The 12,482-nt window shown below is 50.5% G+C and carries 12 protein-coding genes; 3 read left to right on the top strand and 9 right to left on the bottom strand.

What is annotated here, in order from left to right; genetic code table 11:
* Position 1: 1 nt before the first annotated feature.
* The 4 genes from EOK75_RS11470 to EOK75_RS11455 form a co-directional block, all read right to left on the bottom strand.
* The gene (locus tag EOK75_RS11470; RefSeq protein ID WP_137194077.1) at positions 2–1,126 is read right to left on the bottom strand and encodes a restriction endonuclease subunit S; all 1,125 of its coding nucleotides are present in this window, start codon (positions 1,124–1,126) and stop codon (positions 2–4) included.
* Positions 1,123–2,676: a type I restriction-modification system subunit M gene (locus EOK75_RS11465; RefSeq protein WP_137194076.1), complete on the bottom strand. Its 1,554-nt coding sequence runs from the start codon at positions 2,674–2,676 to the stop codon at positions 1,123–1,125. The genes EOK75_RS11470 and EOK75_RS11465 overlap by 4 nt, the downstream gene beginning before the upstream one ends.
* A 444-nt stretch (positions 2,677–3,120) precedes the next feature.
* Positions 3,121–3,450 carry a hypothetical protein gene (locus EOK75_RS11460; protein WP_137194075.1) on the bottom strand — a complete coding sequence of 110 codons (330 nt, stop codon included), beginning with the start codon at positions 3,448–3,450 and terminating at the stop codon, positions 3,121–3,123.
* 454 nt (positions 3,451–3,904) lie between these two features.
* Positions 3,905–4,552, bottom strand: coding sequence for a hypothetical protein (locus EOK75_RS11455; protein ID WP_137194074.1), 648 nt, complete (start codon positions 4,550–4,552; stop codon positions 3,905–3,907).
* A 196-nt stretch (positions 4,553–4,748) separates the two neighbouring features.
* Between EOK75_RS11455 and EOK75_RS11450 the strand changes: the two genes are divergently transcribed.
* A complete protein-coding gene (locus EOK75_RS11450) occupies positions 4,749–5,255 on the top strand; it encodes a hypothetical protein (RefSeq protein WP_137194073.1) in 507 nt (168 codons plus the stop codon).
* 301 nt (positions 5,256–5,556) lie between these two features.
* Here EOK75_RS11450 and EOK75_RS11440 read toward each other — a convergent pair whose 3' ends face one another.
* The 5 genes from EOK75_RS11440 to EOK75_RS11420 form a co-directional block, all read right to left on the bottom strand.
* Complete coding sequence (locus tag EOK75_RS11440; RefSeq protein ID WP_137194071.1) at positions 5,557–5,868, bottom strand: helix-turn-helix domain-containing protein; 312 nt, start codon at positions 5,866–5,868, stop codon at positions 5,557–5,559.
* On the bottom strand, positions 5,852–6,277 hold the full coding sequence (locus EOK75_RS11435; RefSeq protein WP_240793969.1) for a type II toxin-antitoxin system RelE/ParE family toxin: 426 nt from the start codon (positions 6,275–6,277) through the stop codon (positions 5,852–5,854). Before EOK75_RS11435 ends, EOK75_RS11440 begins: the two co-directional genes overlap by 17 nt.
* Positions 6,278–6,672: 395 nt before the next feature.
* Positions 6,673–7,026 (bottom strand): phasin family protein, encoded by a 354-nt coding sequence (locus tag EOK75_RS11430; RefSeq protein ID WP_137194070.1) that lies wholly within the window; start codon positions 7,024–7,026, stop codon positions 6,673–6,675.
* An 82-nt stretch (positions 7,027–7,108) separates the two neighbouring features.
* On the bottom strand, positions 7,109–8,107 hold the full coding sequence (locus tag EOK75_RS21405; RefSeq protein WP_240793968.1) for a hypothetical protein: 999 nt from the start codon (positions 8,105–8,107) through the stop codon (positions 7,109–7,111).
* A gap of 1,044 nt (positions 8,108–9,151) precedes the next feature.
* Positions 9,152–9,643, bottom strand: coding sequence for an HNH endonuclease (locus tag EOK75_RS11420; RefSeq protein ID WP_137194069.1), 492 nt, complete (start codon positions 9,641–9,643; stop codon positions 9,152–9,154).
* 407 nt (positions 9,644–10,050) lie between these two features.
* Here EOK75_RS11420 and EOK75_RS11415 point away from each other — a divergent pair, with 407 nt between their 5' ends.
* Positions 10,051–11,616 carry a reverse transcriptase domain-containing protein gene (locus EOK75_RS11415; RefSeq protein ID WP_137194068.1) on the top strand — a complete coding sequence of 522 codons (1,566 nt, stop codon included), beginning with the start codon at positions 10,051–10,053 and terminating at the stop codon, positions 11,614–11,616.
* Positions 11,617–11,943: 327 nt separating this feature from the next.
* On the top strand, positions 11,944–12,342 hold the full coding sequence (locus tag EOK75_RS11410; RefSeq protein ID WP_137194067.1) for a helix-turn-helix domain-containing protein: 399 nt from the start codon (positions 11,944–11,946) through the stop codon (positions 12,340–12,342).
* Positions 12,343–12,482 lie beyond the last annotated feature (140 nt).

The raw sequence follows: 12,482 nt of genomic DNA, 5'->3' as shown, positions 1-12,482 counted from the left end.
CTTACACAAACATCTGTTGCAACAAGCCTTGCTTGAACAGCTCGATCTTAGTGATCTGCGCGGCTGTGGCTGTGATTTTCGTATCGAGTGCTGTGAGCGCGTCGGCGATTTTGCGTTGTTCGTCGGGGTGAGGAACAGGTAGCTGCGATTGGCGCAAAATAGAGAAATGCCGTTTGTAACCTTCTTGCTTCGGCAGATTAGACAAAATTGCATAATACATGAAACGGATATTTTCGTTTGTGCGTAGCACCTTGACCCCGTCCGCCCCTACGATGAAATCAAAATCAGAGCATTTCAACTCTGTCGTGTGATCGCCAAAAATGATCGCACCCTTGTTTTTGAGTAGACGCTCAGTTTCATCGGAATATCCCGCTATGAACTGCTTACCTTGATCTAAAACAGGGTGCCTGCCATTTTCTTGAATCGCAGTGGCAAGAATTTGGTGCCCTCGTGTAGAGATGGCAAACACCACATCTTCAAAAGCCGTCTCTTCCCAATCCGGAAAGGCCGAGCCGTCGTCTTGCGTAAAGCGCAGTTTTTGCGAGAAGAGGCGTTGCATCAGCCCCGCTTTGAACCGCTCCAACCCCGCCTGCTTGCGCCGCAACGCGGAGAGTTTGCTATCCACCGCACCAAGGAAGGCGGCGATTTTCTGTTGTTCCGCGGCACAAGGAAGTGAGACTTTCATCGTGAGAATGTCGTCGCGCGATAGACCTGGAATCATATTACCAGCCGCAAGCGCCTGAAACTTATTACGTCTTCCTTGCAGGACATGCGAAAGTAGGTCGGCTGCAAACGCTCCTGATCTGATAGCCATGAGTTGCCGCCCCATAGCGACTTCTGGCAATTCAAGAAGCATTAACTCGCCCACACCACTACCCTTTACAGTAATCAACACATCGCCACGAAGCGCGATTTTCGCTTTGGCTTGCGTCCATTTCGTCAAGGCACGCTCATCGTTTGTGAAATCAGACGGGCCGGTAAAATACGGCGTTCCAGACTGATATGTGGTATAGTCATCTGGTCCCAAATGTTGACCAGATATTAAGGTGACCCCATTTGAAATCCTTTCATTTGTCCAAGCACCATCAAACCCGTCGAACCGTAGCTTCGGCACCGCCGCATTCATACCGGTGACTCCAGTCCCAACTCGGCACAAAACGCGCGTATCTGGGCGTCTACCGTTGCCATGTCTGCCTCGACCTGCTTTAGTTCACGCGTGACCTCTGACAGGTCGATCACAGCCTCTGCCTCAAACGTATCGACATAGCGCGGGATGTTCAGGTTATAGTCGTTACCGGCGATCTCATCCAAACCCGCGCGGTGGCTGAACTTTGCCTCTGCGGTCCGGTTGCGGTAAGCGGCGGTGATGCGGTCAACATCCTCATCCCGCAGGCGGTTCTCATTCTTGCCTTTTTCAAAACAGGTCGAGGCATCGATGAACAGCACGTCATCCACCTCACGGCATTTTTTGAACACCATGATACAGGTCGGAATAGACGTGCCGTAAAAGATATTCGCAGGCAGGCCGATGACCGCATCCAGCCAGTTCTTTTCGCGAATGATGAACTCGCGAATAGCCCCTTCGGCACCACCGCGAAACAGTGCGCCATGCGGAAGCACAACCGCCATCGCACCGTTATCATCCAGATGCGACAGCATATGCGTGACAAAGGCATAGTCGGCTTTGGATGCAGGTGCGAGCTTGCCATATTGTGCAAAACGATCATCTTGCAAAAACAACGACCGCGCCGACCATTTCGCTGAAAACGGCGGGTTCGCGACGATTGCCTCAAACAGCTGACCTTCGTGCTGCGGATGTTCCAGCGTGTCTTCCTGGCGCAGATCGAAGTTGCGGTAGTGCACGCCGTGCAAGATCATGTTCATGCGCGCAAGGTTGTAGGTGGTGCGGTTCATCTCCTGACCGAAGAAGTCGGACACGTCCGACACTTCACGCGCGACCCGCAGAAGCAACGACCCCGACCCGCATGTCGGATCATAGACCGATTTCAGCCGCGTCTTGCCGGTGGTGACGATACGCGCGAGGATGGTCGACACCTGTTGTGGTGTATAAAACTCACCCGCTTTCTTGCCCGCACCAGATGCGAACTGACCGATGAGGTATTCATATGCGTCACCCAACACGTCTGCTTCGGCATCATCGAGCCGGAAGTTGATGGCATCGAGGTGGACGAGCACCTTGGAAATCAGTGCGTTCTTGGCTTCTTCGGAACGACCGAGCTTGGTTGATGTCAGGTCGAGGTCTTCGAAAAGGTGGTCAAAGTCATCCTCAGACTCGGTGCCCATCGTCGAGCGTTCGATGTTCGACAGGATGGTCGCAAGATCGCCGAGGATAAACGTACCATCTTCGCCACGTCTGGAAACGGCGCTGAACAGTTCGGACGGTTTAAGGAAGTACCCCAGAGCCTCAACCGATGCGTCTTTGACCGCATCGAGAAACGCCTGACCGTCAGCTGTGGTTTCATCTATGGCAGTGAAGTCCAGCTTTTCAGCCTCCAACAGCGTGTTGGCATAGCTGTGCATGCGTTCGGACAGATATTTGTAGAAGATGAAGCCGAGGATATAGTCTCGAAACTCATCAGCACCCATCTTACCGCGCAGAGTGTTAGCGATGTCCCACAGCTTTTGCTCAAGCTTTTTCTTTTGTTCGTCGGTCATGCCAGCGTCTCCGCTCAAAAAGTGAATATGCCGGATAACAGCCTGCGTCCCGGATGGTACTTGTTTTGTCGGCGTTTTCAACGCTGGTCGCAAGTGGTTGTTCGTGAAGGTGGCATACGAGGTCGGTTGTGTGCGTAACACCCGTCACCGCCCGCAAATCAAATAGCGCAGGAGCAGGTCGCTGAGCGCTACACATGCCGGATCTAACCTACCTGACGGACAGCACACATACCCCCTTCAAATCGCTCCTCCGCGAGCCTGTGAAGCTCTCAGCAGGAAGGGCGGCGCAGGTACTGATTCAGAGCTCCTTGCGCCGCTCAGAGCCCCCCTACGCTGTGTCATTTCTAACCGGCTTGGTGTGCAATCAGGCACGTCATCCGAGGTGCCTAAGCCATATCAAGCGAATCAAGTGATAAGTCGACACCTCTCCCTGCCGCTCAGTGTCTAGCAGGTTTTTGCTAATAGCAGTCCGCCCGGAAAAATCAAAACGACGATTCCGATCAGGATACCACCAGTGATGCATAATCTAGCAATCAAGAAGCCCGGGTAGCGCTCATCAGCCCAAGCATGAGTAAGCAAAATTAACAGTGTGACCCCTATCAGCGTCAACCAACCGCCCCAAAGGTACCATGAGAGTTTCGTCGCCCCACAAGCAATATCGCGCAATAGAAAAAACGCGCCTAGAATAGAGATGAAGTTACCGATTGGCCCTCCAAGTTTCCACAATACGGGATTAATGTTTTTCATCGTCGCTTGTTCATCCGCATTTGGCATTGCAGCACCCCTGTTGAACCGTTCCAGAACCATATAGCTTTGAGTATGACGTAAGGAAAGCAGACACTTACACGGGTGCAGCAAACCGTTGCCATTCAAAAAGTCGTTCTACATGACAGATCCACAAGCGCTTTTAGGAAGATATTGTGTGGGTGTGCTGCGCAGGCGTCAAAGCCCGCCTACTTGCGTCACCCGGTGAGCCCCCAAGTTATGCAGTTCTAAGTGGCTTGCCTTGCACACAGGCACGTCGCCAAAAAAACACCCAGCGCGACTGTAAAAGCCATCTAGGTGATGGTCTGGACGTCGAAGTTCACCACTCGCTGCGGTCTGCGCAGAGGTCAGCTATGCGGCTTTTACCGACCTTCACTGCAATTGCGCCAATGTACGGTTCACAGCATGTTCTAAAACAGCCGCTTTTAGCACGCTATGAATGTTAACTTGTGCGTTTCCAACTCTACGATTGGCAATAGCTAGATGCGCTAACTTGAGCCTGCATTGCGCCTCTTTGTTGCGACCGGCGGAAAGGAGACCAATATCTTGCCATACCACGCCATTCTCCAGTGGTCGTTCTGGATTCAATCACGTTATCTCTTCCAATCCATCTGTCCATAATGCGTATGGAGCAAGAAAGGTTATCTTTTGGGTCATGCAGCTCGTTAGCGTCAACTATGCCACATCCGTATCCGTTTGAACTTTCAATAGAAAGCTGAAGGAGGCCCCGACTTATGACACTATTTCCTGACGCATCCTCAAAGGGTTCAGTGTAAGTTACCGAGGGATCATAATTACTCTCGTATTTCATCAAGGATGACATTAGAAACGCCCAAAATGCCCTCCTCTGTTCTGAGGACTGGTGTTCATAGGCTGGACACCAATCACCAATATCTTCTGGATTTGAGTTCACCAAAGAGGCTCCATAATCATTGATCGCTCCTGTAACAAAGCCCTCCCAAGGCTGACTTTCCGAATTAGCAGATAACCAAAGCATCGGTGTTGAAGCGCTAATTGGATCCGCCCGACTATCTGAAACATCGGCATTCTGACATGCGGTCAGCATTCCAGCAGCGATACAAAATAAAACCCTGAAACGGTATTTTGACAATCGAAGTCCCTCCAAAAAAATTGCCGGATATCACTTATAACAATGAACCAACTATACCACAAAACAGTAGGTTAAAAAACTATTTCGGTACGCCGCAATCTGCTATGATAGTCTTCTGAGGATAGTTTCAGTCTGCCGCAGCACATGCTGCAAAAACCATATTTTTACTAAAAATCCAGACCAAGACGGGAAAGCCATGAAAAATCTGATGTGGGCCGGATCATTTTTATTAGGCGCGATAGTCGCCTCTCTAATTGGTGAGTACGCGGTTCGAGCATTGAGGATTGGTGAGGAAGCTGCTTTTGCTTCTATGGCTAAGAATGGTGGCGTTGATGATTTTACTATCATAACTGATTTAGAAGAGCAAAATCCCTCGGCGGATCAAGACAGCGAATTTACTGATCTCACCATTTTGACCTGCGAAAACAGCTCAACTTCTACCTCAACGATCTCTGGTTTAATCAGAGAAGCTTTGAACGGCCGGTTTGGATCAGTCAAGCTTGCCACAATTCAACCCACAAGGCGATTAGCGCGTATTTTGGATGGTTATCTGACTGTCGTTTATGATTTTCAGCACGACGAACGGAACGAAATTCCAAATATACTAAGTTTGGTCGAACAGCAGCAGATTGGGCCACCTTTTCAAATTTTGGAGAACACCGGTAATCCATCAGAATGGCGGCTTTCGATATTTGCCTGCTAGCAATGCAGATACGTCAAAAAACCACTTCAAAACCTTGGCTGTTCTTGAGGGGTTTTGGTTCAACAATGAAAACCGACAATGGGTTGACTCGCAGCATTCTGCTATCTGGGCTCACACCGCCATTCGCTGCATTAATTCCTTCTCTTAAAGCTCTTTCAACCCCTGAACATGATTGCAACACTTCCGATCCACGACCTTTGGGGCTGCTTGTGCTCGACGGTGATGAGGTCACACGGTAGCTCGGCGCATGAACCGGATTAGCGCGTGCAAAAGCGCCAACGGATCAATATCGCGCCCGCCGTTAAGCGATAGCTCGTATGCCCTTGCGTGCAATCAGATCAAGCAACCGAGCGGCTGACCCGCCTGGCTTCTTTTTACCTTGCTCCCATTGAGCGACTGTTGTCCGACCAACGTTCATATAACTTGCGAAGATCGGCTGGCTCACGTGGTTCCGCTCTCGGATCAAGCGAATTTGTTTGGCGCTATACTCAGGGACCTTTGGGATTGCCAGCTCCTCGATGTCACGAAGGGTGGCTTTATCCATTGCTCCAACGTCATGGAGGTCAAGCGCAAGGTCGAGCGCCATGTCGAGGATATCACTGCGGTTTTCCATCTTCGTTCCCTAACTCACGGATCGCCATCTTTGCTTTCAGTCCCTCAACCTGTTCATTCGACAGATCAACCAAGGACTTTGCAATCTTCTTCAACGCCTTCTCCTCTTTCGAGGTGATATTGCCTTTGTTACTCTTCGGAAAACCGTGCAGGAAAAAGATCCTGCTGTCATTGGACTTCCGAAAGCAGAGTATCGTGCGATACCCGCCTGACTTTCCTCCATCTTCACGTGCAACCCGCTGTTTGAACAGGTATCCGCCAAGATCTGCGCTTACTTCGCCACCGAAGGCTTTTTCAGCGGTATCGAAGAGCGTATTATCGTCGATTGCCTCGTCAACAGCCCACTTCGAGAACTGCTTAGTCAAAAATACTCGCACATCACCCCTATCACTTAGTGCTATACTTTTCAAGTTTCAATTGCTGCGGACGGCACCCGCATTTAATCTTGAGGTCAACATTATAGACTCTGCCTAACTGACCTTGCTACCGCAAGCGCGAATGTCGGTGCGGAACGCTCTGAAGGCTTCCTCACAGCGCCACCATCCAACCGACCGCCCATTGCACTCAAATCAAATACCCACCCCGACAGAACCATGTCACCATTGCAAACAGCTCAGAAGCGAGTCACTGGGCGCCATGCGCGCCGGACCCAACCCAACCTAGCAGGCAGGGCGCATACCCCCTTTAAATCGCCTCTCCGTGAGCCTGTAGGGCTATTGTGTGGGCGTGCTGCGATTTGCAACAATAACCCCCAACTCCCGGATGAGGACGTGCTCGGTTTACATGCCGATTACACCGTTACGCCTTACAGCGGCACATCGTCGTACCCACGTTTTGTCGATGAGACGACGGCACCTGCCTGCGCCTTCCCAGCACCCGACATAACCTCTGCGACGCGCTGTATTTGCGCATTATAACCCTTCACCGCCTCGCTAAAGAATTCAGCTTGAACCTTCTGAAGCTCTTCAAGGCTCTTGCATGCCAGCATGGACTTTTGCGCCTCAAGATCTTGCTGTATCCGAGACGCCGCGAACTTCATCATGTCAGCCCCCAGATCGGACCAGGCTTTCAGCTGCGGGTCATTCATCGGGTTGAACGGCATGTTACCGAGCATGCCGATAAAATCGGTAGACGACTGAGCTTTCGTTTCCTTGGTCATAGCGTGTTCCTTCCGTTCCTGTTGGGTCAAAATAATGGGCTTGAAGCATTCACGAGGCGCAAGCAGCTGTTAATCGTCCAGTTTAGCGCTGGATGCTCTCAAGATAGGCGAGCAACCCTGCAAGCGCCCTTGGTGTGGGCGTGTAAACACCATCGAGTTTGACCGGCACCAAGTCATCAGCCATCGCGCCTGCGAATTGCGGCATAACGCGTGCGAGGTGGCTCTGCTTTGGATCACCCCAGATGTAGGCAAGCGCGCGCGTTGCAGGAAACGTACCACCATTGGCACGGCTTAACGTGGTCAAGTCAGTCGGCGGACCCTCGGCGAAAGAGGCAGCCTTGCGTAGAGCTGTGCTAAGACACCGGATGTCTTCGCTTGTAAGTCCGGACGTGTCGATTGCACCATGCAAGTGTAACCTATTTCCGCTACTTTCAGGCGAAATCTCAAAAGCCAATGCATAGGGTATTTGACCAAAGCCTGCCTCCGAAAGATGACGGTGCAGGTTCTGCATCAATCTGCGCTTTGGATCGGCGCTTGCCGCAAGCATATTCTCACGCCGAACACCAAAATTCAAAGAGATAGCCATGCCTCCTTTGGAAGCCGTCTGCCAGAACGCTGCCGAGAGCTTTTCATGATCGGTCAGCTTATCTTTTCTCCCCTTGCTTTTGAGACCGTACCACGTCTTCGCCAAAGCAACCTGATCGAGCTTGGCTGCTGCGCGACGTGGTTGACGTGTTTGTTGAGAAGAACTGGTCTTTGTTTCCGTGAGCTTTCTGCCTGCGATGCTGTGTACAGGGTATGAGCGTTCGGTGCTTAGGAGAGTGGTGTTTAAGGTGGTAGGTATTGCATACTTAGGCGCATCATCGCCGTATACGTCAAACACCTTGCTGCACTGGCTGTTTCTAACAAAACCGGCATCAGCGCCCGCGACAATTTTAGGTCTTAAGGTTATGTTCGGAGCGAGTGGATCGGCAGCTGTTTCGATACGATGCGCGTGCACTTGCTTCAATTCTTCAGCAGACTGTGCAGCACGAGTCGCTTCTAGATCCATCATAGGATCACAGGTCAGGTGTGGTTTCATGAAAAAAGCCGTCATGGGGAGGGTGAACAAAGAAAAACGTGCATAATCCGCACGACACCTCGCAGGCCCGTGCCGACAAGATTTTGCTTTTTGCTTTTTGCTTTGCGCTGCCCTCAGACCACTTCGGGTCGTCGGCAACACTATGTTACGCCCTTAGTTGCCTAATTGCAACATGGCGTTGCATAAATACTCTCCACCGTGTGCGCCGTCGAGAACCAACGAAAGCCAGCTCACGGTCGCCGAAACTTGGTGAAGAGCGTGAACTACAACAAACGTCATGTTGCGGTTCCGGCAGTAAGGTGGAGGAGAGCGGAAGCTTTCACTGGGCGCACATGAAGCGGAGATCGCAAATGGACCTCCACCATTTCGATTTATCCGCCGCACGCTGGACGTGCTGCGTTATCACCAACATAAACTCGCATCAGCAGATGTCGTCACTCAGACCACCGCCAGGCTCAATAGGGCGACCGCTGAGACGCATCCTCAATGTCTCAGGTCACTTAGGTGCGGGCAATGACCTATCGCTGCCTACGATCGCCCCTGAACAAGGCATTCAAGCCGACCCTGTATATCATTCTACTCCGCTATCCTTGTTAGCGTGAAGAACACGCACGAAACCAACGATGGACTAATGCGAGACGGTTGATGTGCGAACTTCAAACCAGTTAGGCGTCAGAGCACGCCCAGCACTGTCAGAGACCATTACTCAGCGTCCAGACCTTTCGGACCACATCCGGCGATGCGAGACTATTTCAATTGGTTTCGCATGATTTTCGATCCGCATGAATGCAATACCAAGTCCATCTCTCGGTCAGAAACGTTTTTTTGGGGTGGTTTTGTCAACATAGCGTTACATATGAAACCATCAAACCCAATAAAATAAAGTGTTTTCGTGTACATAGACGTTGCGTTTAGGGCAAGATATGCGACGTTTTAGCGTGAAAAACGTTACATTTCGGGCGCAATTCATGCTGAAATTGACCCTCTGACGTCACCTATGAGCAGTTGTGGACACTTAATTTAACATTGTTGACGGCGAATGTTCTATATCACCGCTGCATTGGGACGCTTTCGGCGCTGGCTTTCCTGTCCCCGACGAATGGCACGAATGATGGCGTCTTGTGCGGCTCGCGCTGTCTCGAATTCACCAAGTGACAAGATCAAGCCATCGACGCCAACCGTCGCTTCAAACTTGTCACCCACCTCCCAAACGCCGGGTATGGACGTTTCATTCCGCCGTGGACCTCGATGAGACGACTTTTGCATCCGATCACCCAATCGTAAGTTGCACCATCGGTTGTTGCTGCGGTTACCGTCAAGGTGCTTGATATTCGATGTCGGCATCGCGCCCGTCATCCACAGCCATGCCAACCGGTGCAACAGATAGCGCTGACCATCGATGCTGACTTTCAGAAACCCTCGACCATCGTGCAGGGTGCCTACGGTCGTTCCCTTTCTGAAACCTTGATTCCAGGTAAAGGCTCCCGTTTCCGGATCATAACTCAGAACGGTGCGCAAGCGTTTTTGGGTCAGCATGTTTGGTCTCCGGTCAACATGCTAAGTCTCTACGCAAAAAATTTGCTTTTGTTGGTTGGGATGGTCAAATTCAACTGGCGCATTGTAGAGGTGTTCTGACAGAACAGACGGAACCCGGACCTTCGCTGTAAGTGACAATACTGAAAGTTTTTAGCGAGCATCACAGGCAATCTTGGTAAATACCTTCAATCTCAAGTTGACTATGCTAAACGAGTAAGACTTACTCAAGCCATGGCGCGAAGCCTAGGTGGGGCGCGACCTACCTGGCTCTTATGGGGTCGACGACGTCTATTTTGGGAAACCGAATTGACGACGGTGGTTCGAAAGTTCTACCGGATGGTGCGGCAGCTTCAAGTTGCCGTTCCCCTTACTCTATGCGCCCCACCGAATATTATACGTGAGTATTTATGCGAAACGCACTTAGGAAAGAAATCAAACGGTTAAGCAAAAAATCCTTTGATAAGGAACGATCTCAGTTCGAGAAAGAAGCCAAATTTCGTGAAAAATTTACACGACGCACGAATGTCGATGCGACGATGCCGCCTGTTAGATATAGACAACCGCTACATAGACACTTTGATCCCCGTCACTGCAAGCGTAATGCGAATGTTATTGCAACTGCCATTTGGCAAAAAGTGCTTCGATACGAATATGATCCTGAACCCGCAATAAATTTTCAGATACCAAAGCCAGACGGAACAAAACGCGATGTAACGGCATTTGGCATTCCGGATGCTGCATTGGCAAATGTGCTCTTGCGACGAACCTTGAATAGAAACAAGAAACGGCTCTCTCCGCATTCCTATGCCTATCACCCAGAAAAGAACGTGTTTGATGCGATTTTAGCCCTACGCGATTTCGACAAAGATGGAAAACTATTTGCCGTTCAGATTGATTTTGAAAAATACTTTGACAACATCCCAGCCAACTACCTGAAAAAGAAGATTTCTGATCGGTCTGTTGTTGGCTTGACTCCTCATGAGCGTCATATTTTTTCTGCGTTTCTTCATCACCGTTTGGGCGATGCCGATGCGCACAGAACTCAAACCTTTCGGCGCAAAATCAAGGGAACACCCCAAGGTTCATCAGCATCGCTATTTTTGGCCAATCTCGCAAACCACGACCTTGACCGAAAACTGTCAGCGGAATCGGGTAAGTTTGTCAGATTTGCTGACGATGTAGTCGCGATCTGCGGAAGTTACGAAGAGGCCCAGCGCCTTGAGCGGTGTTTTGACAGACACTGCTCCGAAAGCGGCTTAATTGTTAATCGTAAAAAATCGCCAGGCATTGCCGTTATATCTGACCATCAACATGAAATCCGCACGATCAACGATTTTACTTATTTGGGGTATGGGTTCAGTGACAAAGGATTAACTCTTCCCACAAAGACCGAGAAGAAACTTCAGCAGAAAGTCTCTCGGCTTATAAATATATATCTGATCAACTCTCTGAAATACGGGTTCAATCGCAGTAGAGCCAACAGGAGATACGGTTATGACTGGGACCTGCTAGGTTTGGTCTATGAACTTCGCAGGGGGTTTTACGGAGGTCTTAAAGAACAAGAAATACAGGATTTTCTCTACAAAGATGGACGCCTGAAAAAAATGCGTGGGCTGATGGGTTTCTATTGCCTGATCGAAGACCCGACTGTTCTGAAAGCACTCGACGGTTGGACAGTAAATGTTGTTCGTCGAGCGTGTGTTGAGCGCAATCGTTTGTTGGGTAGCCGGTACCAGCGCGACTGCCCGACTCCATCGAATGAAGAGCTAATATTGGGAAATTGGATAGCACCTTCGGCTTGGCGTTCCGACGGAAAAGAGGACGACAAAGTTGAAGTTGTTTTTCCCAGTTTGGTGCGTGGATGGCGCGCGGCAAGAAAGCACTTTTTCACCTTCGGTCTAGAGGGCGTGCAAGCACCAGGCTACGATTCCTCCTTTGACGTGTCTATCCTATTTGACGCCTTCGAATATTAAGCGAGATGATTTCAAATTAACGACGCGTGATCACCCTAAGCTAATAGTAGTTTACGCCGAAAGTGATTTCGTTCATCCATATGCTGCAAAAGAAGCCATCTAATACCGTGAAAGCACAAAAGCTTCCGCTACTACCTCTCCAATAACCGCTCGGTATGCAACCCGGAGGATTGAGTCGTCCCCGATCTGCCGACACAGGCTGCATCCCCATCAAGAAGACGATTCTTCTCTAGGACTTCGCAGTTTTCAACGGGCAATAAAAGTCCCACCCGACCGCATCTATACGACGCGGTAAGTAAGTCATGTAACCAGTCACAAGAGAGAAACATGACAAACCCATATCAAAACACCGCAACTGCAAGACTGATCACCGACCGTATCCGTGATCTTTCGCATCGTAAGACACAAGCTGAAATCGCATCCGAGGCAGGCTTTGGTAATGCCAACATGATGACGTTTCTGAAGAACGGTAAAAACAAGGTGCCGCTCGACCGGGTACCATCGCTTGCGAAGGCGCTGGAAGTTGACCCAGCGTACCTGATGCGCCTCGCCCTTGACCAAGCCGTTGGTGCGACGGCGGCGAAAGCGATTACAGATATTTTTGGAACACCAGCAACCGAGAACGAACGCGGTTGGCTTGATGAGCTTCGCGATGCGTCAGGCAACAGCGATCCACGTCTGACAGGACGCTCGCGTGCTGTGCTGAGAGGGATCTTCAACAAATGAGCGAACCAATCTTCACTTTGCCAACAGCCCCAGCTGGACCGTGGGATCAGCTAACCGAGAATGAGAAGGCATGGATTGAGTTCATCAGGGTCATCAGCTGCGGTTGTGATCCACGGGTCACACCAGCGCGGGTGAAGGCG

The organism is Pseudorhodobacter turbinis (assembly GCF_005234135.1).
Classification (GTDB): Bacteria; Pseudomonadota; Alphaproteobacteria; order Rhodobacterales; family Rhodobacteraceae; genus Pseudorhodobacter; species Pseudorhodobacter turbinis.
This window is presented reverse-complemented; position numbering and strand designations above follow the sequence as displayed.

Excerpts from the sequence above, each read along its gene's own strand:
- EOK75_RS11470 (WP_137194077.1), bottom strand. The coding sequence starts at position 1,126 with ATGAATGCGGCGGTGCCGAAGCTACGGTTCGACGGGTTTGATGGTGCT.
- EOK75_RS11465 (WP_137194076.1), bottom strand. The coding sequence starts at position 2,676 with ATGACCGACGAACAAAAGAAAAAGCTTGAGCAAAAGCTGTGGGACATC.
- EOK75_RS11460 (WP_137194075.1), bottom strand. The coding sequence starts at position 3,450 with ATGCCAAATGCGGATGAACAAGCGACGATGAAAAACATTAATCCCGTA.
- EOK75_RS11450 (WP_137194073.1), top strand. The coding sequence starts at position 4,749 with ATGAAAAATCTGATGTGGGCCGGATCATTTTTATTAGGCGCGATAGTC.
- EOK75_RS11440 (WP_137194071.1), bottom strand. The coding sequence starts at position 5,868 with ATGGAAAACCGCAGTGATATCCTCGACATGGCGCTCGACCTTGCGCTT.
- EOK75_RS11430 (WP_137194070.1), bottom strand. The coding sequence starts at position 7,026 with ATGACCAAGGAAACGAAAGCTCAGTCGTCTACCGATTTTATCGGCATG.
- EOK75_RS21405 (WP_240793968.1), bottom strand. The coding sequence starts at position 8,107 with ATGAAACCACACCTGACCTGTGATCCTATGATGGATCTAGAAGCGACT.
- EOK75_RS11420 (WP_137194069.1), bottom strand. The coding sequence starts at position 9,643 with ATGCTGACCCAAAAACGCTTGCGCACCGTTCTGAGTTATGATCCGGAA.
- EOK75_RS11415 (WP_137194068.1), top strand. The coding sequence starts at position 10,051 with ATGCGAAACGCACTTAGGAAAGAAATCAAACGGTTAAGCAAAAAATCC.
- EOK75_RS11410 (WP_137194067.1), top strand. The coding sequence starts at position 11,944 with ATGACAAACCCATATCAAAACACCGCAACTGCAAGACTGATCACCGAC.